The 22,736-nt window shown below is 44.0% G+C and carries 23 protein-coding genes; 6 read left to right on the top strand and 17 right to left on the bottom strand.

Features of this window, described 5'->3' with window-relative positions; translation table 11 throughout:
- Positions 1–34: 34 nt before the first annotated feature.
- Genes deoC through AB3G73_RS23690 form a run of 6 tightly spaced genes read right to left on the bottom strand, consistent with a single transcriptional unit; the run spans position 35 to position 5,406 of the window.
- Entirely contained in the window at positions 35–751 is a 717-nt protein-coding gene (gene deoC, locus AB3G73_RS23715) for a deoxyribose-phosphate aldolase (protein WP_148364428.1), read from the bottom strand.
- Between the two features lie 42 nt (positions 752–793).
- Positions 794–1,828, bottom strand: coding sequence for a zinc-binding dehydrogenase (locus AB3G73_RS23710; protein WP_367745711.1), 1,035 nt, complete (start codon positions 1,826–1,828; stop codon positions 794–796).
- Between the two features lie 23 nt (positions 1,829–1,851).
- Positions 1,852–3,369, bottom strand: a complete 1,518-nt coding sequence (gene xylB / locus AB3G73_RS23705) for a xylulokinase (RefSeq protein ID WP_367745710.1) — start codon at positions 3,367–3,369, stop codon at positions 1,852–1,854.
- A gap of 31 nt (positions 3,370–3,400) precedes the next feature.
- Positions 3,401–3,880: a hypothetical protein gene (locus tag AB3G73_RS23700; RefSeq protein ID WP_148364425.1), complete on the bottom strand. Its 480-nt coding sequence runs from the start codon at positions 3,878–3,880 to the stop codon at positions 3,401–3,403.
- A 13-nt stretch (positions 3,881–3,893) separates the two neighbouring features.
- The gene (locus AB3G73_RS23695) at positions 3,894–4,265 is read right to left on the bottom strand and encodes a hypothetical protein (protein WP_004325051.1); all 372 of its coding nucleotides are present in this window, start codon (positions 4,263–4,265) and stop codon (positions 3,894–3,896) included.
- 52 nt (positions 4,266–4,317) lie between these two features.
- Positions 4,318–5,406: an SMP-30/gluconolactonase/LRE family protein gene (locus AB3G73_RS23690; RefSeq protein WP_148364424.1), complete on the bottom strand. Its 1,089-nt coding sequence runs from the start codon at positions 5,404–5,406 to the stop codon at positions 4,318–4,320.
- Between the two features lie 466 nt (positions 5,407–5,872).
- On the opposite strand from AB3G73_RS23690, the gene AB3G73_RS23685 reads away from it, so the two are divergent.
- The 4 genes from AB3G73_RS23685 to AB3G73_RS23670 all read left to right on the top strand — a co-directional run bounded on the left by AB3G73_RS23685 (position 5,873) and on the right by AB3G73_RS23670 (position 8,947).
- Positions 5,873–6,166 carry a hypothetical protein gene (locus tag AB3G73_RS23685; RefSeq protein WP_004301932.1) on the top strand — a complete coding sequence of 98 codons (294 nt, stop codon included), beginning with the start codon at positions 5,873–5,875 and terminating at the stop codon, positions 6,164–6,166.
- Between the two features lie 11 nt (positions 6,167–6,177).
- Positions 6,178–6,468 (top strand): cell division protein ZapA, encoded by a 291-nt coding sequence (locus tag AB3G73_RS23680; protein ID WP_074557855.1) that lies wholly within the window; start codon positions 6,178–6,180, stop codon positions 6,466–6,468.
- Positions 6,469–6,591: 123 nt separating this feature from the next.
- Complete coding sequence (gene rny / locus AB3G73_RS23675) at positions 6,592–8,127, top strand: ribonuclease Y (RefSeq protein ID WP_074557854.1); 1,536 nt, start codon at positions 6,592–6,594, stop codon at positions 8,125–8,127.
- Between the two features lie 64 nt (positions 8,128–8,191).
- A complete protein-coding gene (locus AB3G73_RS23670; RefSeq protein WP_298043830.1) occupies positions 8,192–8,947 on the top strand; it encodes a copper homeostasis protein CutC in 756 nt (251 codons plus the stop codon).
- A gap of 118 nt (positions 8,948–9,065) precedes the next feature.
- Here the strand turns inward: AB3G73_RS23670 and AB3G73_RS23665 are convergent, their stop codons facing one another.
- The 11 genes from AB3G73_RS23665 to AB3G73_RS23615 form a co-directional block, all read right to left on the bottom strand.
- Positions 9,066–10,280: a sodium ion-translocating decarboxylase subunit beta gene (locus tag AB3G73_RS23665; RefSeq protein WP_148364422.1), complete on the bottom strand. Its 1,215-nt coding sequence runs from the start codon at positions 10,278–10,280 to the stop codon at positions 9,066–9,068.
- A 14-nt stretch (positions 10,281–10,294) separates the two neighbouring features.
- The gene (locus AB3G73_RS23660; protein WP_367745708.1) at positions 10,295–10,726 is read right to left on the bottom strand and encodes a LapA family protein; all 432 of its coding nucleotides are present in this window, start codon (positions 10,724–10,726) and stop codon (positions 10,295–10,297) included.
- A gap of 247 nt (positions 10,727–10,973) precedes the next feature.
- Positions 10,974–11,816, bottom strand: coding sequence for an FAD/NAD(P)-binding protein (locus AB3G73_RS23655; RefSeq protein WP_320995921.1), 843 nt, complete (start codon positions 11,814–11,816; stop codon positions 10,974–10,976).
- Entirely contained in the window at positions 11,809–12,822 is a 1,014-nt protein-coding gene (locus AB3G73_RS23650; protein WP_074557848.1) for a 4Fe-4S dicluster domain-containing protein, read from the bottom strand. The genes AB3G73_RS23655 and AB3G73_RS23650 overlap by 8 nt, the downstream gene beginning before the upstream one ends.
- Before the next feature lie 9 nt (positions 12,823–12,831).
- Entirely contained in the window at positions 12,832–13,632 is an 801-nt protein-coding gene (locus tag AB3G73_RS23645) for a 4Fe-4S binding protein (protein WP_367745706.1), read from the bottom strand.
- Positions 13,625–14,098, bottom strand: a complete 474-nt coding sequence (locus AB3G73_RS23640) for a hydrogenase iron-sulfur subunit (protein ID WP_074557844.1) — start codon at positions 14,096–14,098, stop codon at positions 13,625–13,627. The genes AB3G73_RS23645 and AB3G73_RS23640 overlap by 8 nt, the downstream gene beginning before the upstream one ends.
- A gap of 14 nt (positions 14,099–14,112) precedes the next feature.
- Positions 14,113–16,113 (bottom strand): 4Fe-4S binding protein, encoded by a 2,001-nt coding sequence (locus AB3G73_RS23635; RefSeq protein WP_367745704.1) that lies wholly within the window; start codon positions 16,111–16,113, stop codon positions 14,113–14,115.
- The gene (locus tag AB3G73_RS23630) at positions 16,101–16,967 is read right to left on the bottom strand and encodes a CoB--CoM heterodisulfide reductase iron-sulfur subunit B family protein (RefSeq protein ID WP_367745703.1); all 867 of its coding nucleotides are present in this window, start codon (positions 16,965–16,967) and stop codon (positions 16,101–16,103) included. The genes AB3G73_RS23635 and AB3G73_RS23630 overlap by 13 nt, the downstream gene beginning before the upstream one ends.
- Before the next feature lie 2 nt (positions 16,968–16,969).
- Positions 16,970–17,524: a 4Fe-4S dicluster domain-containing protein gene (locus tag AB3G73_RS23625; protein WP_148364418.1), complete on the bottom strand. Its 555-nt coding sequence runs from the start codon at positions 17,522–17,524 to the stop codon at positions 16,970–16,972.
- Positions 17,525–17,626: 102 nt separating this feature from the next.
- Positions 17,627–18,064 carry a hypothetical protein gene (locus tag AB3G73_RS23620; protein ID WP_074557379.1) on the bottom strand — a complete coding sequence of 146 codons (438 nt, stop codon included), beginning with the start codon at positions 18,062–18,064 and terminating at the stop codon, positions 17,627–17,629.
- Between the two features lie 82 nt (positions 18,065–18,146).
- Positions 18,147–20,870, bottom strand: coding sequence for a transglutaminase domain-containing protein (locus AB3G73_RS23615; protein ID WP_367745702.1), 2,724 nt, complete (start codon positions 20,868–20,870; stop codon positions 18,147–18,149).
- 324 nt (positions 20,871–21,194) lie between these two features.
- Between AB3G73_RS23615 and AB3G73_RS23610 the strand changes: the two genes are divergently transcribed.
- Positions 21,195–21,332, top strand: coding sequence for a hypothetical protein (locus AB3G73_RS23610; protein ID WP_167511728.1), 138 nt, complete (start codon positions 21,195–21,197; stop codon positions 21,330–21,332).
- Between the two features lie 93 nt (positions 21,333–21,425).
- Positions 21,426–22,604, top strand: coding sequence for an aminopeptidase C (locus AB3G73_RS23605; protein ID WP_074638862.1), 1,179 nt, complete (start codon positions 21,426–21,428; stop codon positions 22,602–22,604).
- Positions 22,605–22,736 lie beyond the last annotated feature (132 nt).

The raw sequence follows: 22,736 nt of genomic DNA, 5'->3' as shown, positions 1-22,736 counted from the left end.
TTACCTTAAATTTACCTTCCTGAAAAGAGAACGATTACAAACCTTTCTTCAGTTCCTTATAGGATTCTATAATCTGAATACCGCTTGATGTACCGATACGGGTAGCGCCCGCCTGAATCAATGCCAACGCAGAATCCAGATCGCGAATACCACCTGCTGCTTTCACTCCGATAGTAGGTCCTACCACACGACGCATCAATGCTACATCCTGCACCGTTGCTCCTGCCGTACCAAATCCGGTAGAGGTTTTCACAAAATCCACTCCGGCTTCTTTAGCTATACGACATACGGTTTCTTTCTCTTCATCCGTCAGATAACAAGTTTCAAGAATGACTTTACAGATCACACCGGCAGGTTTGCAGATAGAAACCATGTCTTCAATCTCTTTCTTTACAATTTCAATCTGTCCTTTCTGTAAAGCACGAACATTGATGACTGTATCTATTTCAGTAGCACCTTTGGCAATGGCATCACGGGTTTCAAATGCTTTGCACTCTACTGTGTTCTGTCCCAACGGAAAACCGATAGCGGCTCCTACACGCACTCCCGATCCTTCAAGCAACTTCACACAAATTTCTACTTCCGCAGGATTGATGGCTACCATTGCAAACTGATACTGACGGGCTTCCGCACAAAGTTTCTCAATAGGTGATGCATCACCGAAAGGTTTCAGGAATGTATGGTCGATCATACCTGCCAACTGCTCTACTGATAATTCTGCAATCACTTCGTTTATATTCTTCTTTTCCATTATTTTGAGTCGTTTAATAAGTTATTATAAATATACAGTTTCTTAAAAAGTCAATACGCATTTCAATACTTCACCCCGCTTCACGGCAGCAAAGGCTTCTTCTATTTCTTCTATCGCAAAGCGATGCGTGATAAAGTCGGATGCAGAAAGTCTGCCCTCTTCAATCCATTGTGCCAATGTGGTCATTGCCGCCTTTTCTTCGGAACGGGTAGGCCATTGATGCATGTGCAGGTCGAAGTTATAAGGAGCTTTCGACAAGTCGAAGGTTGGATTCTTAGTCATAACGCCATAGACACACACATCTCCACCCATCTTCACCAATGGTAATACGGAATTTACGACTACATCCAGTCCTACCGCATCAATGACAGCATCATAAGAGCGATTAGCCGCGGCAATAAATTCCGGAGTACTGATTTCGGCGGGTGTATATCCGTTGTCTGCTCCCATCCGGCGGGCTACTTCCAGTTTAGCGGGAAGCATATCGACAATGTCAATCTGTCCCAGACCGAACAATTTACCCAACTTCACAAAGCTCAATCCTACAGGACCGGAGCCTACTACAATCACCTTTTTCCCCGGAGTCAGATTGAAATCCTTGAAAGCTCCCAACACTTCGCGCCAGGTACAAGAAATGACCGCTTCTTCCGGTTGCACATGAGAAGGAACTGTGTTCTGAATCTCAAAACTGTCCCAGCATCCCTGTTCGGGGGTAGCCAGTCCCTCTTCTTTCAGTACCTCAAAGTCGTTCACTACCACATATTCGCTGAAACCACCCCAGCCGCTATTGATACCTTGCGCGCCAAAATCGGAAATAAGACCGCCAATAGCACGGTCGCCTACCTTAAAGTTACGTACTTTTTCACCGACAGCCACTACAATTCCGGCATTTTCATGCCCCAAAGCCAATGGATAAGTATCCACTCCGGGGAATTTTCCGGCTATCAGTTTACTGTCAGTCGCATTACACAAAGCGACCATTTCCGTTTTCACCAATGCCTGATAAGCATTGATAACAGGAGTTTCCACCTGTCGTATTTCTATTTTGCCGGGAGCCGGCACTATTACTGTTTTCATTCGATTATTAGGTTTTATACAGATTATAATTCAGTTTTTGCAATTTCAGTATACATATCGCACAAGGCGTGATAAGCTTTATCAAAAACAGGCATCCAAGTCTCATACTTCTTCACGTTTTCCTGAATCGGCTGCACGGTCTGTTCGATACGGACAAAGCGGTCTATCACAGAGAAGTCTTTAAAGACTCCCGCACCGATACCTGCCAGAATAGCTGCTCCCATCGAAGTAGCCTCTTCCAGATAATTAGGTACACGGATTTCCGCCTGATAAATGTCTGCCATCATCTGACGCCATACAGGGTTTTGCGCACATCCTCCAATCACCGTCACCTGGTCGATGGGAACGTGTTTGCGGAAGATATTGACAATAAATCCCAGATTGAGAGTAATTCCCTCCATCACAGCACGTAGCATATCGCCATGTGTATGCCCCAGCGTCAGACCGATAAATGCTCCTTTGGCATCTACATTCCAACGGGGAGTACGTTCACCAAGCATATAAGGTAAGAATAGGAGTTTATTGGCTCCTATCGGAGAGGAAAGGATCTGTTCGTCAATCAGTTCGAACACGCTACGTCCGAGTTGAGCAGCCAATGCCTGCTCGTGCTGGCAGAGTTGGTTAATCATCCAGTTGTAGGAAGAGCCTGCCGCCTGCATCGTTCCCGACGGATGCAGCATGCCCGGCACTACGTGCGCCCAATTCATGGTGCGGCGTTGTTCGTCTACAATCGGCTTTTCTACTGTCAGAGCTACCCAAGAGGAAGACCCCAGATAGTTGTATGCGCTACCCGGAGCCACACAGCCGACGCCTACTCCGGCACAACTACCATCGCCTCCACCACAGATTACGGGTGTTCCGGCAAGCAGTCCTGTTTCACGGGCAACTTCGTTGGTCACTTCACCGATCACGTCAATAGACGAACGGACTTCCGGGAATAAGGAAAGATCGAGTCCGGCAGCTTCTATGATTTCTTCACTCCATTGCCAACGGTTCAGGTCGTATGCATTGGTACCCGAAGCATCCGAGGGATCTGTGGCTAGAGTGCCGCAGAGGCGGAAGTTGATATAATCCTTGGCATTCAATATCTTGGCTGTCTGTGCAAAGATTTCCGGTTCGTGCTTCTTTACCCACATCAGTTTCTCAATAGAATAGGAAGCGCTGATCCGGTGTCCCGTGATTTCATAGAAATGAAGCGGGTCTATCTTTTCGGAAAGAATAGTCTCTTCTTCCTGCGAACGCTGGTCGCAATAAAGCATGTGAGGACGAAGCGGGTGACCGTTTTTATCCACACAAAGACAACCCATCATTTGTCCGCTAAGTGCCACACCGGCAATATCATTGGGAGATACCAGTTGGAGAAGTGCCTGCGTGGTATCTACAATCGCTTTCCACCAATGGAGCGGATTCTGTTCCGCCCGGTTGCCGGAAGCGTAATCTGTAGGGTATGCGGCTGTACGTGAAGCAATCAACAATCCCGATTCGTCGAATAAGGTTGCTTTATTACCGCTGGTACCCAAGTCATGTGCTAATATATACATATATGTTCTTTCTTCTTTTCAGTTAATTAATTCAGAGTGCCGCATTCGTGTATCCGGTAAGTCCGACGAAAATACCACCGACGATACCGCCCAGGATAATCACCAGCCAACGGGGAAATGCTTCTTTCATTAGTCCCCCACGCGTGCCTTTCGGTGCGCAAAGTACATCGGCCAGAATGAAGCCCATCGCAATCGCCCATCCCATATCTACCCAGGGAGCACTGCCGCGATTTCCCTGATGAATCAAACTGAATTGCATCGGCAGACCTTCAGCATCATTTAAGAGTCCGGTGGAAAAACCAAATCCGGGCAGTTTGTGATTGACTATCCAAAAAGTACCGATAATAAGGGCGGCCGCCATAAATCCACCTATCGGACCAAAGTCCTTTACTAATTTAGGCCAACTCATCAACACGGTAAAGGTGACGGCAAAAGCTCCGAAAATAGATGTGATGATTCCGGCATGATACATGCCGAAGAATTCATTATAAGTCTGTAACCATTCGCTCATTGTTCTTTCCTCCTTAGTTTATCTTCCGGGCACAATCGCACGAACGGATTTTCCATACTAATATTCCTGCCAAGGCACCTCCTATCAGACAACAGATTAAGGTAGGCACTGCATAAAAGAAATTGGTGATGTCGCCTTGAAAGCGGACAATTCCCCAGGCAATCCCGGCAGAACCGATACACCAGCCCTGATCCAGCCATATTTTTCCCGGAGGATTCAGAATAGCTCCATGATAATGGTTCATATACCACATAATGCCGATAATCAGTGTGGCTGCCAACCAGCCTCCCATCAGACCGTATGTCTTCCAAAGTTCCGGCCAAATGCCAAATGCAAATCCGCCACAGATAGCAGAGCCGGCAAAGGTCGATAGATATTGTTTCATATAATTGATAATGTGTTTTTTAGGTTTATAATAGTAGTTCGGGGTTGTTTATTTATTCCAAAGACAACTTAGCCAGTGTGAAAGGCTTGTCGTGTTTCGTGTTTACCTTATCCGGTCCGGTCACCAAGTCGAAGCAAGATACAATCACCTGTCCGTTCCATACGATAGGTTCGCCCGGCTGATCCAGACCTCCGTCGCTTCCGTCACAGTCAGGACTTTGAGCAATACGCTGAATTTTTCCGTCTTTATCAATACATGCAACTGCATTTGCCGAGAAATCCGCTACCCAGATTTTACCTTTATCGTCTATACACATTCCGTCCGTGGTACGTAACTGGGTGGTATCTTGCGCCCATACATCATTACTAAGTACATTCCCTTCCACATCCATCTTTATGCGATGAACAGCTCCATCACCGAAGTTCCCTACAAAGAGGTCGCCCGCTTCGTTGAAAACAATTCCATCCAGTCCATATTGCACTTCCGGGTTCTTTGTGATAACGGTGGTAATAAGGTTTTTATCTTCTAATGTATTAGTCACTGCCACATCACGGTCATTCATATCAAAGCAATATACCCCGCTGACCAACAATCCCGAAGGATCTTTTATCTGTGATAATGAACTCTGGGTGACGTACAATTTCCCGTTACGGATACGCAGTCCGTTAGGATGCTCCATACCGGATGCCACAGTGATTGTTTCCTTTAATTGGTCGTTTTCAAACTTCAGACGAAGAACACGTCCTTTATTCTGTGCTTTCTCTGCTCCGCTCCAACCCTGATTGTCGCAAATAAACAGATCACCCTCTTCATTAAAGGCAATCCCCATCGGAGAAGCCCAGCCGGTTTCTTCCAACACCGGAACATCCATCCATTTCGCAATCTCGCCATTTTTAGTGATGCGCATCAGACAAGCAGGCTGCGTGATATCTGCAAAATTCGGACAGGCCAGAATCAAATCTCCATTAGGAGCGATAGCCATTCCATCCGGAGTCGGACAACAATCCGGTAATTTTGCAAACAATTCACTCTTCTGCGGAAGAGCATTCTCACCACTTTTTTGTTTCGGAGAAGTACATTGAATACAAGTTGCTCCCATCAAAGAAGCTGCCACAAGAGATAGTAAATAATACTTTTTCATGGTTAGATAATACAAATGTTTATGTTTATAATTTGAGCCCGTCAGTTCGGTACGCAAACATACTGGTATTTATCAGCAAAGAAGGAAAATGACAAATCAATAAAGGACAAAAATTGTTCAAAATGCTGGGAAAAGAGCCGGTTTGAGCTGTAAATAGAGAGATTACCAATCAATCTCTATTTTTTCAGGCACGGATAACACGGATTACACGGTCTTTAGTGTTGTCATTGCCGCGAAGCAACCGCGTTAATCCGTGTAATCCGTGCCTAAATTATTATATAGACTAATTATGAACACATACTTATATATACCTTATATTATAAAAGCAGTCGGCACTTACTTCCTATGCAATACTCTACTTTCCCCTCCGTTCATGGCTAATTTAGGCTAAAAAGAACATTTTCTCATAAAAAGTTTTTGTAATATCAGAGTTAATCGTATTTTTGTGTACAATTTTGGTGTAGTGATGACAGAAGAAGAAAAAAAGTTATTGAATTCCTTTGAAACGCAACTCCGGCATTTGATTTATTTACACGATGAACTAAAGCGTGAAAATGCCGAGTTGAAGAAGCTTCTCGATAATGAAAAGCTGAAAAACGAGAAGGTACAAGCTCAATACGATGAATTGGAAGTCAGCTATACAAACCTAAAAACAGCTACGGCAATCAGCCTTAACGGCAGCGACGTAAAAGAGACGAAGCTGCGATTGTCAAAATTAGTGCGTGAAGTCGATAAATGCATCGCTTTGTTGAATGAATAAGAAGAAGATGTATGAACGATAAAATAAAGATAAACCTGCAGATAGCAGATTCAAACTATCCGCTAACCATCAACCGTGAGGAAGAAGAAATGGTACGGGAAGCCGCCAAGCAGGTAAATATCAGGCTTAATAAGTATCGGGAGGTTTATAAGAACCTGGAACCGGAGAAAATTATTGCCATGGTAGCCTATCAGTTCTCGTTAGAGAGACTGCAATTGATGCAACGTAATGATACCAGCCCCTATGTGGAGAAGGTAAAAGAACTGACAGAATTGCTGGAGGATTATTTTAAGGAGGAATGAATCCTGACCGGCTATTCACTGATAAGAGATAAAACAACCACGCACTGCACAATATCCAAGCAAAAGTATATGCTTTGATATTTGGCGGTGCGTTTTTATTTATATACTTAAATTAAATGTAGAATGATAGCAATAATAGCAACAGCAATTGCCTGCTTCATCGTAGGAGGAATCCTTTCATATATACTATTCCGGTATGTACTGAAATCCAAATACGATAATGTCCTGAAAGAAGCGGAGACGGAAGCGGAAGTAATTAAGAAAAACAAGCTGCTTGAAGTAAAGGAGAAATTCCTGAATAAAAAAGCAGATCTTGAAAAGGAGGTAGCATTGCGGAATCAGAAGATTCAGCAGGCGGAAAACAAACTGAAACAACGTGAAATGGTTCTTAGCCAGCGTCAGGAAGAAATCCAACGCAAAAAGATGGAAGCCGAAGCTGTAAAAGAGAATCTGGAAGCGCAACTTGTCATTGTCGATAAGAAAAAAGATGAACTCGACAGACTGCAACAACAGGAAATCGAGAAACTGGAAGCAATCTCCGGATTGTCTGCCGAGGAAGCTAAAGAACGTTTGGTAGAATCACTGAAAGAAGAAGCTAAAACGCAGGCACAATCATTCATCAACGACATTATGGATGATGCCAAGTTAACTGCCAGCAAAGAAGCGAAACGGATCGTTATCCAGTCTATCCAACGGGTAGCTACGGAAACTGCCATCGAAAACTCTGTTACGGTATTCCATATTGAATCAGATGAAATCAAAGGACGTATTATCGGACGTGAAGGACGTAATATCCGTGCTTTGGAAGCTGCTACCGGCGTTGAAATCGTTGTTGACGACACTCCGGAAGCAATCGTTCTTTCTGCTTTCGACCCGGTTCGCCGTGAAATTGCCCGCTTGGCACTGCATCAGCTTGTGACCGACGGACGTATCCATCCGGCCCGTATCGAGGAAGTGGTAGCTAAAGTTCGCAAACAGGTGGAAGAAGAAATTATCGAAACCGGTAAACGCACAACCATCGACTTAGGTATCCACGGTCTGCATCCTGAATTGATCCGTATCATCGGTAAGATGAAATATCGTTCTTCTTATGGTCAGAACTTGTTGCAGCATGCACGTGAAACAGCCAATCTTTGTGCTGTGATGGCATCTGAACTGGGATTGAACCCGAAGAAAGCGAAACGTGCAGGTTTGCTGCATGATATCGGTAAAGTGCCTGATGAAGAACCGGAATTGCCGCACGCATTGCTGGGTATGAAACTTGCCGAGAAATACAAAGAAAAACCGGATATCTGCAACGCTATCGGTGCTCACCACGACGAGACGGAAATGACCAGCTTACTGGCTCCTATCGTACAGGTATGTGACGCCATCTCCGGTGCACGTCCGGGTGCACGTCGCGAAATCGTAGAGGCTTACATCAAGCGTCTGAACGATCTCGAACAATTGGCAATGGCTTATCCGGGTGTAACAAAGACTTATGCTATCCAGGCAGGGCGCGAACTCCGCGTGATCGTTGGTGCGGATAAGATTGACGACAAGCAGACAGAAAGCCTGTCAGGCGAAATCGCTAAGAAGATCCAGGATGAAATGACTTATCCGGGACAAGTGAAGATTACCGTCATTCGTGAAACACGTGCGGTTAGTTTCGCTAAATAAAGCAACTATTCAAAAGAAGATTCATATAAGGGCGAAGAAATTCGCCCTTTTTTAGTACACGACTATGGAAAAGTATCAAATTGAGATTTGTACCAATTCAGTGGAAAGCTGTCTGGCTGCACAGGAAGGTGGTGCCAACCGCGTGGAATTATGTGCCGGAATACCGGAAGGCGGGACAACCCCTTCCTATGGTGAAATAGCCATTGCAAGAGAAGTATTGGCTCATACCCGCCTGCATGTTATTATCCGGCCACGTGGAGGAGATTTTCTTTATTCGGAGATGGAAATCAGAACAATGCTGAAAGACATCGAAATCGCACGAAAATTGGGAGCGGACGGAGTTGTATTCGGTTGCCTGACAGCAGACGGCGAAGTAGACTTAACATCAATGCAAATTCTAATGGAAGCCTCTAAAGGGCTGTCAGTCACCTTCCACCGGGCATTCGACGTATGTCGTAATCCTCAAAAAGCATTGGAGGAGATCATCGAGCTGGGATGCAACCGTATTCTGACTTCCGGTCAGCAACCTACGGCTGAACAAGGTATCGGTCTTTTAAAAGAATTGCAAGGACTGGCTGCGGGAAAAATTACGTTACTTGCCGGCTGTGGAGTAAATGAAAATAATATTGCACGGATTGCGGCAGGAACCGGAATCAATGAGTTTCATTTCTCGGCACGCGAAAGTATTCAAAGTGAAATGAAATTCAGAAATGAAGTTGTCTCAATGGGAGGAACAGTACATATCAACGAGTACGAACGAAATGTGACTTCCGTGCGAAGAGTCAAAGAAACAGTGGAGGCTTTATATAAAGGAATGTAAGTGATCGCCTCTCTACTATATACTAAGAAATGGTGAACATACAGCTTTAAGCCTTTTGTTCACCATTTCTGTTTTGCATTACCACCAGCGGTATCAAGAAAAACTGCTATACCTTTATTTATAAATAAGGAATCACCGTAATATAAATACCTGTAATAATAGCCGAAGTAATTACTCCCGAGATATTAGCTCCCAAGGCATCTCCCAAGACGAATGAGTCCGGATTATCTTTGCTTACAATCTTTTGTGCAACCTTTGCGGTAGTCGGCACACAGCTAACTGCTGCAATACCGATGACCGGATTGTAATTACCCCGTTTAATAATATACATGATATATCCTCCGATTATTCCTCCGATACCGGAAAGTAATAATGCTACAATGCCTAATACTAATAGTTTCAATATCTTCGGATCGAGCAGCAGATGTGCATCACAAAGTACACCCAGCAACACGCCCAACATAAAAGTCGATCCATAAAGCAACGGACCGCTCACAAAATCATAGATGTGTTTCATACCCGACTCACGAACAGCAACCCCCAGGAACAAAGAGAAAAACAAAGGAGAAGCTACCGGGAATAAGAAACAGAGAATAGCACAAAGAACAGCAGAGAAAGCCAATTTTACTTTAGCATCGTAATTCTTCGGAGCTTTCTTTGTCACCATCTTAATAGCACGGAAACGTTTGGGAACCAACAGCTTCACAAGGTAAGGATAGCCTCCATATGTCAATCCTAAATAAAGATAGGCAACCACCGTAATAGGCACAAACAAATGCTTTGCCAATGCCAGTGAGGTAAACAAGACCATCGGTCCGTCTGCTCCACCTACCATCGCCACTGATGCACTTTCTTTGAGAGTCAGGCCGAAAGCGGAAGCAATAGGAACCGTCAGGAAAGTGCCCAGTTCTGCACACAGAGCAAGGAATATACTTGCAAATGGTTTCTGAAGCAGGAATCCGACATCCAAAAGTGCCCCGATACCCATAAAGACAAAGCAGGCTATGAGCCCATTACTAAACGTCAGAGTGTAAACAGGTTGCAGGAAATCTATCTGCATGGTATTCATTAATTGATCCGTATCTGAAAGCATCGGATCGAGAAAGAGGTTACCCAGTGTGCCGTCGGGCATCATCAGTGTTCCGCAGTTGATAGCCACCATTCCGAGTCCCATCGGAATCATCACCATAGGTTCGAGGATACCTTTCCAGCCCAAATAGATCAGTAACAGACCGAGAAGTACCAGAAAAACTCTTGCAGAAGCAAGCACCCATCCGCTTGCCATCATTGTACCAATACCTTGAAATAAGGTAGCAAAATCTATATTTTCCATAAATTAGTTTTCTTTTATTGTTTGTTGTTAGTCAGTTTCTTTGAGTTCTTCTTATTGGCATGTACCTGCTCTTCTTCCCGAAGAAAAAATTCACGGGTATCCTGCGAATAATAATAATTAACCAGATTATTTTCCGAAGCTCCCGGACTCACTCCATGATAATAGCCGGGATAACCAGTAAAGTTCCTGTCAATCCCCCTACTATAGTCTTCACGAGAATCTCCTAAAGCATCTTCATCTACAAGAGGTATCTGCCGGACTAATCTTTCCACCTTCTGCCGATGCTGCCGCCAGCGTCGTAGCCGGAGTAGCTCCAAACGGTGGGAACTATAAAAATCAAATGAATCAGCCGCATAGGCAATCAACTTGATGACCGCAGCGACAAAAAAACCGATGAGGAAAGTAAGCCCCATCATCGCAAGAGTAGATAGTAATAAATGAATCATAGTAATATAAAAAATTAGGTTGTACAATCATATTCAAAATAAAGAAGAGGCGCCCAATGGTGAAACCATTATAAAATTTAGACACACATGAAAGTTAATTCCATTGGGCATTCCTCATCACCATATAAAAACAATCGGCGGATATTATTTGCCTGAAATCACTTCGGTATATATCCTTGCTTTTATACAACGTAACTCCCGTTTCACAACGGAAAACACAATATTTTAATCCTTAAACACCTTATCATTAGTATTCAGGAGGTATATCATTCAACTGGGCTTTGGTAAATACGGGACCGTCTTTACAGACATACAACTTCCCGACATTACACCGTCCACATTTTCCAACACCACATTTCATCCGGTTCTCCAGGGTGGTATAAATATTCTCATCGGCAAAGCCTAACTTCTCCAATACAGGAAAAGTGAACTTTATCATCACCGGAGGTCCGCAAACTATTGCCACAGTATCTGCACTGGCAGGTGCAGCAGCCTCAAGCACCGAAGGTACAAAACCGACTTTTCCTGTCCAGTCGGGAGTCTCCCCCCCAGGATCAACCGTAGTTATCAGATTGACATCCGGACGGTTTTCCCATTCTTTCAGCTCTTCTTTATATACCAGGTCGTTAACAGACTTGGCTCCGTAAACAATCGTTATATCTTTAAAATCTTCCCGCCTGTCCAATGCATTCCAGATGACGCAACGCATCGGCGGAAGTGCTATACCACCTGCAACGAACAACAGATTCTTTCCTTTCCACTCGTCCAACGGAAATGTGTTTCCGAAAGGTCCGCGAAAACCGACGGTAGCTCCTTCTTCCAGTTTGGCAAGTCCGGTAGTCACCCGTCCTGCCTGGCGGAATGTACACTCGATATATCCTTTACGAGTAGGCGACGAAGCAATACAGAAAGTTGACTCTCCTTCACCAAACGCAGAGTATTCACCGAACTGTCCGGCTTTGAAGTGAAAGGCTTCTCCTTCCTTCTCGTCTTTAAATCTTAACCGGAAAGTCTTCACTCCCGGAGCTTCATGGGTTATCTTCTCAATCACCATCGGGTGCGGAAGATATATATTCGACTGCTCATTCATGGCTTGATATCGATATTAAGTGTTCAAGTATATTCATATCTACCGGGCAGGCACGCGAACAACGTCCGCATCCGGTACAACCGGTTTCCTGTATCCGTTCAGGCATATAGGAGAACTTATGCAAAATGCGCTGACGCCAACGGGCGCTTTGTGTCGGACGCGGATTATGTCCGGACGTATGGAGGGTAAACAGCGAAAAGCCGCAAGAATCCCAACAACGGACACGATGGCCGGACGAACCTTTGGCATCTTCCTGAATATCAAAACAGGCACAGGTTGGACAAACATAAGCGCATGCGCCACATCCCAAACAGCGTTCGGACTGTTGTTTCCAAACAGGACTGTCGAATGCTCCCGCCAACTTCTCCCGTACATTATCAACATTGAAACGAATGGGAACGGATGCCAGATATTGTTCCTTATCTATTTCTTCGGCAGGTGTATATTCTTTCACAAAGAATTTAACCAATGCTTTGCCTTTTGCTGTCAAGACTTCCACCAATGCACTCTGATCCGGCAACTCCGTAATCTGAATATCACTGCCGGCAGTATTACCGGGCCCCCCGTGAACGGAAGTACAGAAACATGATTCATCGCATTGTGCACAACTGAAGCTGATTAATGTCATTTTCTCCCGCCGGGCATTATATAGTTTATCTTTATAATCCCAATTAAAAATACCGGAAAGGGGTGCAACCCCTGCCGCATCACAAGGACGGATTTTCCAGAGAATCATTTCGGGAATTGCATTAATATCCGCTTCCTGCAAAGTAGCTTCTTTCCCGTCTTTCTGATAAGAGAACAGCACTTCTGTTTTCGGGAACGCAAATCGTTTAGCCGACTGGGTAGTCTGCACATAGTCCGTCGCTACCTCATCGTAAGAAGTCACTCTTTTGAAGTCTACTTTATCTCCTGAACGCACAGGAGCAAAAATATGCATTTCCTTTTTCACCATCTGGTGAAACCATTCTTGCAGACTGCTTTTACTGATATGTAGATTTTCCATTACTTTCTTTTAATGTATAAAGTTCTCTTTATCTTCTGCCTTGAAGGTAGAAAGTACATTTCCCGCAGGATTGATAGCACCGGGAGCAACCCCGAACTCGTCCTGAATGTCTTCCATCATACTTTGTGTCATCAAATGAAGAGGAATCCCCACCGGACAAGCTTGCTTACAAGCGCCACAACCGATACAGCGTCCTGCCATGTGCATCACGCGGTTAATCTGCCACTCCATATTTGTCAGCGGAGCAGACCAGGGTTGTACCCACTGCGGACAATTGACCTCCACAATACACCGGCTGCAATAACACAACGGACAGGCAGCCCGGCAAGCATAACATTTGATGCATTTCGACATTTCCCCCATCCAGTATTTCCACCGCTCTTCACGACTCATCTTTCTCAGACGATCAATCAGTTGAAGATTCTCCTCACTAATAGTCAAGGGAAAATCTGCCAGATATGTTTTTATTTCATCGAATCCTTTAAACTGGATAAGTTCTCCATGTCCGTCAACGGTCAGTACCAGAAGATTATCTTCTTTCAACTGGTTTTCGAATGCCAATTGAACAATCGTCCGTAATGCCGGAACCGTAGCTGTTATAGCCACTTTGCCTGTTCCTGTTAATTCCCGTTTTGTCAGATAGACTGCGATATTATTCGTGCAACGGTCGTCCAGTATCAGTCTGTCGGCATTTTCTGCCTGCCGGCAAAAGAGAGGACGTGTTCCGTGATTTCCTTCTTCATAGCCTATCACAAGATTCACTTCTCCTTCTTGTAACAAAGCAACTGCTTTTTCTGTCAGTTTACTCATAGATAGCCTCCTTTTCCAAATAGTCCGAAGCTTTCTGATACTCCAGATAAGGTCCCAGTTCACGGATTCCGGCAACTGTTTCATTCACCAGATCAGCCCACTTGGCTCCCTCCGCCGCCGACACCCATGAATAACGGATACGACGTACATCAATACCCAAGAAGTCGAGCAGTCCACGGAATACAATCCAACGACGACGTGCATGGAAGTTTCCGGATGTATAATGACAGTCATTCGGATGACAACCTGAAACGATAATTCCATCAGCACCTCCGGCAAAGGCTTTCAACAGTAACATAAAGTCAATTCTTCCTGTACAGGGGAAGCGGACAATTTCTACATTAGCCGCATACTTCAACCTGCTCGTACCTGTCAGGTCTGCCCCGGCATACGTGCACCAATTACAGACAAAAGCTACAATGCGCGGTTCAAATTCCTGATTATTCTCGATCTTATTTTCGTTCATAGCTTACTCTCTTTTTAATGGTTCAGCAATGCCATCACTTCGGCATAGACCTGTTCATTGGAATATCCTTGTATATCAATAGATTTGGAACGGCAGAAAGCAACACAAGTACCACAACCCTGACAAAGTCCGGGATTTACTTTAGCAACTGTCTTTATTACATTTCCATTCCTGTCTTTTATTTCTTCACGTTCGATGGCCTGATAAGGACAAGCTGTCTGACACATGAAGCATCCTACGCAAGTACTGAATAACGGAGGGGCAGTACGATTGACAACGGCTATCAACGGCTCACGAACCAGATTTGCCTGTGAAAACAATCCTGCTACTTTCACAGCGGCTCCCGAAGCCATTCCCACTGTTTCGGGAATATCTTTCGGCGCCTGACAGGCTCCTGCCAGATAGATTCCGGCTGTATTCGTTTCCACCGGTTTCAGTTTGGGGTGAGATTCGGCAAAGAACTGATAAGGGTCATAAGAAATGTGCATCTTCTGCGCCAGTTCTTCCGCTCCCTTGTTGGCGACTCCCGCTGTGGCAAGCACTACCATGTCAGCTTCTATCTCGACAGGTGATGCTCCCAACAGGGTGTCTACTCCTTTAACAATCAATTTACCGTTCTTCTCATATATGCGGGCGACGCGACCACGGACGTAATTCACTCCATCCTCTTCAATGGCACGGCGCACAAATTCTTCATAATTCTTTCCTCCGGCACGAATATCCATGTAGAACACGTACGATTCGCCACCATGTACCTTGTGCTGATAAAGCATCGCATGTTTGGCAGTGTACATACAGCATATCTTAGAGCAATAAGGAACTCCTTTGGCCGGATCACGGGAACCGGCACAGGCTACAAATACAATCTTTTGAGGAATCTGTCCGTCAGACGGACGGCGAATCTCTCCGAATGTAGGACCGGAAGCCGATGCCAGACGCTCAAACTGCAATCCGGTAATGACATCTTTGTATTTTCCATATCCATATTCGGGGAAGAAGTCGGTATTTAATACATTGAATCCCGTAGTCACTACAATTGCTCCGACTTCTTCAGTGATAATACGATCCTCCTGTCCGAAACGGATAGCCCCCGTAGGACATAGCTTTTCACAAACTCCGCATTTACCATTGCGATAATGGGTACAATGTTCTTTATCAATCACCGGTTTATTGGGCACTGCTTGCGGAAAAGGAACATAAATAGCTGTACGCATTCCCAAACCGGCATTAAATTCGCTCGGTATCTTCTTGTTGGGACATTTAGTCGTACAAAGTCCGCAACCGGTACATAATTTCTCATCAATGCTCTTCGCTTTCAGGCGTATACTGGCTTTAAAATTACCGATAAAGCCTTCCACATGCTCCAGTTCGGCATACGTATAAAGAGTGATATTCGGATGCTGCGCTACTTCCACCATTCGGGGAGTAAGAATACACTGCGAACAGTCTAATGTAGGAAAAGTTTCCGAAAGCTGTGACATATGTCCGCCGATAGACGGTTCTTTCTCTACCAGAATGACCTGATGTCCGCAATTGGCGATGTCCAGACTTGCCTGAATTCCGGCAATTCCTCCTCCAATCACCAGTGCTTTTTTGGTGATAGGAACCTGAATGGGGACCAAAGGATGATTCCGCTTTACTTTTTCAACCAGACTTTTGACAATATCGACAGCCTTACGGGTAGTTGCCTCCCCTTTCTCATGTACCCAAGAGCAATGCTCACGAATATTAGCTATCTCGCACAGATAAGGATTCAATCCGGCTTCCGCACATGCCCTCCGAAAGGTAGGTTCATGCATTCGCGGAGAACAGGCAGCAACGACAACGCCATCCAATCCATATTCTTTAATGGCGTTCTTAATCAATGTCTGTCCCGGATCGGAACACATATATTTATAATCGATGGCATAGGCAACGCCTTCCATTTCTTTTGCCGCCTCGGCCACTTTTTCGCAGTCGACAGTTGCACTGATATTTTCACCGCAATGGCAGATAAAAACTCCTATTTTAGACATACTTCCGCCTCCTTCAAATTTACAGCTACAAAATGACGTCCCAGTCCCAATTCCTTGGGAGTCAGTCCGACAGCCAGTCCGATAGCCTGTGTGATATAAAGAACCGGTATGGTAACAGGTTTTGCCAGATAGTGGTTGATAGCAGGGCGACGCATATCCAAATTAGAATGACACATCGGACAAGCCACAATCACGGCTTCCGCTCCCCGGTCGTCAGCATCTTTCAGAATATTTCCCGAGAGACGTCCTACAAGGTCTGTGCGAGAAACGGACAAGCCCGCACCGCAACACTCCGTTTTGAAAGCCCAGTCAATAGGAGTGGCACCAATCAGAGACATGATTTTGTCCATGCTTTGCGGATCTTCCAAACGGTCGAAGTTTAATATTTTATGGGGACGCACCAGCAAGCAGCCATAGTAACAAGCCACTTGATGAGCAAAAGGACGTACTATCTTCTCTTTTAATGTATCCAGCATATATTTCTCTATCATCTGGATGACATTCAATATTTTCACATGACCGAGGTAGCGCATTCCAACTGTAGTCAGTATTTCATCCTTCAATGCTTCATTGTGCATTAATTCGTATTGAGCCACACTCAACCGATTGTAACAGGAAGCGCAGGGGACAACGATCTCTTGAAATCCCTGTTGTTCTGCCAAAGCCAACACACGGGTAGGTAAGGCAAGAGACAATTGTTTGCTCATGGAGTGAGCAGCCGTTGCACCGCAACAGTTCCAGTCTTTCAACTCGATCAGTTCGAATCCCATCGCCTGTGCCAGTGCTTTGACTGATTCATTATATTCACGAGAAGTTCCGTTTAGCGAACATCCCGGATAGAAACCGATTCTCATAGTTACTTTTGAGTCTTTTCAATGGTTTGTGCAAATATCTTTTTGATCATATTCTCATCTTTTACCCGTTCCGGAAGAAGGTTGAGCTTCCCTTTGACGAACATAACAGGAGCCACATTCAAATCCTGTGTCAAACGTAAGGTACGGGCTTTAAAACCTGCCACCAATCCAACCTCGTAGAGTCTTCCTGTTCTTTTTACTGATTCGAGAAAAGCGGAATGGAAAGCTACAACAGGGCGTGACTCTTTACTAATGCATCCTTCTTGACGGGATTTCTCACGCAGATAGTCCATCACTTCAGGAATGTTTATTTCTTTGGGACACCGGGCAATACAGTTTTCGCAATTCAAGCAAATCCAAATGGCATTGGAACTTAACACGCGACGGTCATTTTGAGCATTTTTTGTCTGCAACAACCGGAGAATATAGCTGGGAGCATAATCCATCTCCTCTGATAACACACATCCGGCCGTACATTTGCCACACTGGTAGCAATAAGACACATCAATACCCGTCTTTTGTTCCAAGTCATAGGAAATACATTCTTTGTTTTCCATGTTGACATGAATAAAATAGATAATAATAAAAATAAAGGAAAGAGTGGCAGAGAGGTATCAGAATAAGACACACCTCACCCAACCAAAAGAAAAGAATATTGTCTAAATGAGAATATGCGCCAATGTGTAGACGTAATACTTACACGAATATTTAGTGTAATTGACATCAAGGTCGGTATGACCCAAACGGTTCTCCGGAAGCTGAACATTCAGAGAGCTCAATATCTGTATAATCACAGTATTTGTATTGAACTTCAAGTTCTTGAAAGGAACAATGCTTCTCGGAAAAGAGATATTATCAAAAATGCAGTCACTGACTTTACAATTGGATGTCTCATCAACAAACTGCGAATGCGATTTTTTACTTGACTTATCGAAGCCGGCAGAAGAGACACAACAACATGACTCTACTTTATATTGCATATCATTAACCCGGATTTCAGTTTCTTTCTGAAATCCCTGCAAATCTTTATCGGAAACATTACTAAATCCCAATACCAGAAATGCGCATGCTAATATGCAAAAAATATACTTAGTCATAATTTGCTGCAAACGTAATCATTCTTTTCCGAAAAAAGCATATTAAGAGCAAGAATTAACGATTATTCATACAGCCTCTTTCCTATAATCCATGTACAACTTTCATCAATTGTTCCCCTAAACCGATTGTATATCCTTGAGAAACAAAGACTATCCTATTAAATGTGTCGGCAATAATAAAGACCGGCAGGATGGAATTATTCAAGTTCATAGCTGCCACAATTTCTTTCCGAATGCTGTCATCAGTATCAATACCGTAAGTGATGGTAGACGGAAGTCCCTTGAATTCGTCAGCATTAAATTTCTTGTATTGTTCTTCCGAAGGGAAAAGAAAGACCATCTTACGCCCCCACTGTTCAAAATCATTGCCTAGAGCGGCTATGTCTCTTAACGCATGATTGGTAGGTTCCTGCCCTGCCCCGAGAACAGCCACCACAAAATAGCCACGACCGCAGGTTTGCAAAATACTTTGCAGCCCGGTGTCACCGACCGGCCGATAGATCGCTTCTGAATTAAAATTGCCGATCACCTGTACCTGATCTTTGCTTTCACGCATCACAAGATCAACTGTCGTTGTCTTACCCGGTTCTATCGTAAAAAACGTAATGTTGGAAAGCACCGCGCCACTTGCCAGACGGGTTCCGGTCACCATCATATAATAGCCTTCATCAAACTCTCTCCCATATCTTAATAAATTATGCCATGTAGTCCCATCCCCCATATCTGTCTCTCCTTCGTCATAATTCAACAACTGGAAGGTACCATCTTTAAACTTGGAAAGAGTGAAATGCGAATAATATTTAGGATTATCTAATGAACGGATAGGCGTATAGGTAGCTTTCAATACTCCTTTTTGGGACAATGCGGATTCTGCTGTCTCGAAATCGACATCTTCCGGAGCAAATTCTTTATTTAAGACCTGTACCTTTCCGGTCACTTCATCAATCCAGGCAGACGCCCATCCCATGCTCCGGCAAGCTGCTACAAAGAAAATATCACGTGACTTTTCATCAGCCACCCGTGCTTTCCACACACCCATCGGAGAGATCGGAATCTGTTGGGAATTCAATTCATTATTGATTTTAATTTCTTTTCTACACCATTCTATTAATACCTTAGGATCACGCTTCATGCTATCGGGAACAGACTGGTAAACAGTTTTTTCAATCGCTTCGCGAAGTACCTTTTTATAAGGAGTCAGCATTTCATTGGCTACACGAGGAGGATTGAGGTACATTCTTTTAAAACGTTCGGTATCTATCTTTTCCCAATCCGAAAGATTCGTTTGCAAATGATCATTCAATACATCCAGAGTTACATCACGGAGGTCTTTTGCCGAAAGACTCTCTAATATCCACATGGCACGTATTTCTTCCCATGAGACAGCATCTTTCTCTTTCCTGACAGGCAAAAGGAAGTCTTTCAATGTTTGGTAGTTTCCGCGCGAAGCAACCAGAAAGTCTGCCAGTTTTTCTTTCTTTTCCGATTGTAAAGCATTTCCATACAGCTTGTCTACCCACTCTTCGGCTTGTTTTTCCGTCATCATTGTTGCCACATACGCATTACGGATGGAGTCTTCTTGCGCCATTCGCCGATCATTCTCTGCACGCTGTTCGGGAGTGACTTCGGGGATATTCGCCCCTTCTACCGGAGGAATAAGATCCATTGGCAAGGAATAAGTTTCCCCTTCTTTCTTATCTAAAGAGAGATGCAATGCATTGTCTTTTCCAAAAGATAATTTAGCATAGCCAAATCGTCCGTCACGGGATGCCCAAACCAGCATATCTCCTTTACCGGCAGTCAGGCTGGCTTTCCCTTCTGCATCTGTATACTTCGTAGCTACTGTATAGAACTCTGCATAATTGTATATCTTAAATTCAACTTTAGCGTCTGCTACCGCTTGTCCTTCGGCATCCGTCACCGTCACGATAGCCTTAGCGGTAGGCGCATAATTATCAATCACATTGATTTCCGTATAATTCGGCGTTTCAAGCATCATTTCCTCCGGACCGTTATAACGCCCGAAGACTTTCGTATGCATCAACATTCCCCGACTGGCAGGAGCATTGAACCATCCCAGATTCAAAACCGGCTCCGGCTCACAGGCTCCGAAGAAATACCAATGTCCATCCGCCCATGCTTCCACCCAGGCATGATTATCATCCGTATGCGCCCAACGAGGCGTATACACCTGACGCGCCGGAATACCAACCGCCCGGAGAGCAGCTACCGTAAATGTAGACTCTTCACCACAACGCCCATACGCCGTCTTGACGGATGCCAATGGCGAACTGGTACGCGCATCACTCGGACGATAGACTACTTTCTCATGACACCAGTGATTCACCTCTAATATAGCCTCTTTCATCGGCAGTCCCTTCACCCTATCTTTCAGCTCGCCATAAAACACACGACGGGAATCGTCCAGATTCTCATTATTCACCCGGATCGGCAAAACAAAATGACGGAACACTTCATCGGGAATCTCCTTTCCCCAAGGCATTTCGCTACGCGTCTGCTTTGACAGCCGGACATTTTCCAGATAATAATCTCCTGAATAGTCCGTCACATCCCCTATCGGCATATAAGCATAGAGAAACATCAATGCTTCGCGCTCGTAGACTGATAAAACAGAATCGGCAAAGATCGCAAATAAATCTCCATGAGGAAGTGCCTGTTTTTTCAGTTCAAAGTCTTGAGCCACTTGATTCCGGTAGGCTTCTTCTTTGAGAAAATGAGCGTTGTTACAAGCAAACAGCACAATTGACAAAATCAGGATGCACAAAAGATGGGTGAATGTTTTCATACGAGTGTTTGGTTTATTCTAATAATAAGGTTGCTGACTGACAAAAATACAAGAATATTTTCTGAAAGCCTAGATAAGTACATAAAAATGTGATAGATAAGAATAATATTGTCATCAACGGAGAATTGCGGGCATTTTGTAACAGGTTTGTAACATGGACCGTGTTCGAACCCTTATAAAAAGAAAATTCAAATGAAAAAGAAGATTTTTATGTTTTACAGCATATAATTCAAAAACAATTCGTATCTTTGCAGTGTTATTAGAGAAAACAAGATGTAAAATCGCTCTTCAAAACGTGGAGGGCAAAAAAAGAGGAAACAAATTATGAAAAAGAATGCAAATGAAAAAATTATGATGTTACAGTACCGTATTAAACGCTATCAAGCAATGGGAAATGGTGCTATGTGTCAAACCTTGAACGGTAAACTTCAAAAACTGCTGTCACAGCAGGTTGTCATGTAAATAAACACACTAATTATAATAAATAGAGCGAGGAACTTTCGAGTATCCTCGCTTTTTTTATACATTTGCAGAAGAAAGATAATAAAACACATTATGAAAAAGCTATTTATGTCGGTTGCGCTGCTTTTACTAGCCGTAACCTCTTTTGCACAAACACCCGGTTATGAATTCACAACCGTTGTATCTCACAAAGCAACACCTGTCAAAGATCAGGGCTCCACAGGAACCTGCTGGTGCTTTGCCACCGCTTCTTTTATGGAATCGGAACTGCTCCGTATGGGAAAAGGAGAATATGATCTCTCGGAAATGTTTATCGTCCGCCAGAAGTACATGAATCAGATCGAAGATAATTATCTGCGTCGTGGTAAAGGAAGCATTGGGGAAGGAAGTTTGGCACACACTTTCAAGAATGCTTATAAGAAAGCGGGAATCGTTCCGGAAGAAGTATACACCGGACTGCTAAACGACAGCAAAGATCATAACCACGGAGCACTGTCACGTTACCTCAAAGCATTGGTGGATGCAAATATTGCTTCTAAAAAGCGTACTCCGGAATATGATGCGCTCATCAACAATCTGTTCGACATTTATTTGGGCAAGCTTCCTGAAAAGTTTACTTATAAAGGCAAGGAATATACGCCTCAATCTTTCACTGAAAGTTTGGGATTGAATATGGATGATTATATCGAGCTGACCAGTTTCACTCATAAACCTTATTATGAAACCTTCTCACCTGAAGTGCCTGACAACTGGGAGAATCAACCGATGTATAATCTTCCGCTGGACGAACTGATCGGGGCTATTGACTATGCATTGAACAAGGGATATACCGTATGTTGGGATGGTGATGTCAGCGAACAGGGTTTCTCTTTCAAGAACGGAATCGCCATCAATCCGCAAGTAGAGGACGTGAAAGATTACTCAACTACCGATCGTGCCCGTTTTGAAGCTATGCCTAAATATCAGCGTATGGATGAAGTGTTCAAGTTCGAGCATCCTTATCCGGAAATCAATGTTACATCGGAAATCCGTCAGGACGGTTATGAGAAGTTTGTAACGACCGATGACCACCTGATGCACATCACCGGCATTGTAAAAGACCAGAATGGTACTAAATATTATATTACCAAGAATTCCTGGGGAGCAGAAAGCAACAAATCCGGAGGTTATCTGAATATGTCTGAAAGTTATGTACGTGCCAAAACTATTTGTGTCATGGTTCATAAAGATTCTCTGCCAAAGGGTTTGAAGAAGAAACTCGGAATCCAATAAGCCGCTTGGTATCACCCTAAATAGAGGGTTGATTATTCTATGGATGTCTATATATTAAGTATGTGTTCTTAATAATTTAGGCACGGATTACACGGATTAACACGGTTACTTTGTAGCAATGACAATACTTAA

It is taken from the genome of Bacteroides sp. L008 (genome assembly GCF_040812255.1).
GTDB lineage: Bacteria > Bacteroidota > Bacteroidia > Bacteroidales > Bacteroidaceae > Bacteroides > Bacteroides vicugnae.
This window is presented reverse-complemented; position numbering and strand designations above follow the sequence as displayed.

Excerpts from the sequence above, each read along its gene's own strand:
- AB3G73_RS23680 (WP_074557855.1), top strand. The coding sequence starts at position 6,178 with ATGAACGATAAAATAAAGATAAACCTGCAGATAGCAGATTCAAACTAT.
- AB3G73_RS23610 (WP_167511728.1), top strand. The coding sequence starts at position 21,195 with ATGAAAAAGAATGCAAATGAAAAAATTATGATGTTACAGTACCGTATT.
- AB3G73_RS23650 (WP_074557848.1), bottom strand. The coding sequence starts at position 12,822 with ATGGAAAATCTACATATCAGTAAAAGCAGTCTGCAAGAATGGTTTCAC.
- AB3G73_RS23695 (WP_004325051.1), bottom strand. The coding sequence starts at position 4,265 with ATGAAACAATATCTATCGACCTTTGCCGGCTCTGCTATCTGTGGCGGA.
- AB3G73_RS23700 (WP_148364425.1), bottom strand. The coding sequence starts at position 3,880 with ATGAGCGAATGGTTACAGACTTATAATGAATTCTTCGGCATGTATCAT.
- AB3G73_RS23630 (WP_367745703.1), bottom strand. The coding sequence starts at position 16,967 with ATGAGAATCGGTTTCTATCCGGGATGTTCGCTAAACGGAACTTCTCGT.
- AB3G73_RS23660 (WP_367745708.1), bottom strand. The coding sequence starts at position 10,726 with ATGATTCATTTATTACTATCTACTCTTGCGATGATGGGGCTTACTTTC.
- xylB (WP_367745710.1), bottom strand. The coding sequence starts at position 3,369 with ATGTATATATTAGCACATGACTTGGGTACCAGCGGTAATAAAGCAACC.
- AB3G73_RS23640 (WP_074557844.1), bottom strand. The coding sequence starts at position 14,098 with ATGAACGAAAATAAGATCGAGAATAATCAGGAATTTGAACCGCGCATT.
- AB3G73_RS23635 (WP_367745704.1), bottom strand. The coding sequence starts at position 16,113 with ATGTCTAAAATAGGAGTTTTTATCTGCCATTGCGGTGAAAATATCAGT.
- AB3G73_RS23625 (WP_148364418.1), bottom strand. The coding sequence starts at position 17,524 with ATGGAAAACAAAGAATGTATTTCCTATGACTTGGAACAAAAGACGGGT.
- AB3G73_RS23620 (WP_074557379.1), bottom strand. The coding sequence starts at position 18,064 with ATGACTAAGTATATTTTTTGCATATTAGCATGCGCATTTCTGGTATTG.
- deoC (WP_148364428.1), bottom strand. The coding sequence starts at position 751 with ATGGAAAAGAAGAATATAAACGAAGTGATTGCAGAATTATCAGTAGAG.
- AB3G73_RS23685 (WP_004301932.1), top strand. The coding sequence starts at position 5,873 with ATGACAGAAGAAGAAAAAAAGTTATTGAATTCCTTTGAAACGCAACTC.
- AB3G73_RS23655 (WP_320995921.1), bottom strand. The coding sequence starts at position 11,816 with ATGAATGAGCAGTCGAATATATATCTTCCGCACCCGATGGTGATTGAG.
- rny (WP_074557854.1), top strand. The coding sequence starts at position 6,592 with ATGATAGCAATAATAGCAACAGCAATTGCCTGCTTCATCGTAGGAGGA.
- AB3G73_RS23645 (WP_367745706.1), bottom strand. The coding sequence starts at position 13,632 with ATGAGTAAACTGACAGAAAAAGCAGTTGCTTTGTTACAAGAAGGAGAA.
- AB3G73_RS23605 (WP_074638862.1), top strand. The coding sequence starts at position 21,426 with ATGAAAAAGCTATTTATGTCGGTTGCGCTGCTTTTACTAGCCGTAACC.
- AB3G73_RS23665 (WP_148364422.1), bottom strand. The coding sequence starts at position 10,280 with ATGGAAAATATAGATTTTGCTACCTTATTTCAAGGTATTGGTACAATG.
- AB3G73_RS23615 (WP_367745702.1), bottom strand. The coding sequence starts at position 20,870 with ATGAAAACATTCACCCATCTTTTGTGCATCCTGATTTTGTCAATTGTG.
- AB3G73_RS23670 (WP_298043830.1), top strand. The coding sequence starts at position 8,192 with ATGGAAAAGTATCAAATTGAGATTTGTACCAATTCAGTGGAAAGCTGT.
- AB3G73_RS23710 (WP_367745711.1), bottom strand. The coding sequence starts at position 1,828 with ATGAAAACAGTAATAGTGCCGGCTCCCGGCAAAATAGAAATACGACAG.
- AB3G73_RS23690 (WP_148364424.1), bottom strand. The coding sequence starts at position 5,406 with ATGAAAAAGTATTATTTACTATCTCTTGTGGCAGCTTCTTTGATGGGA.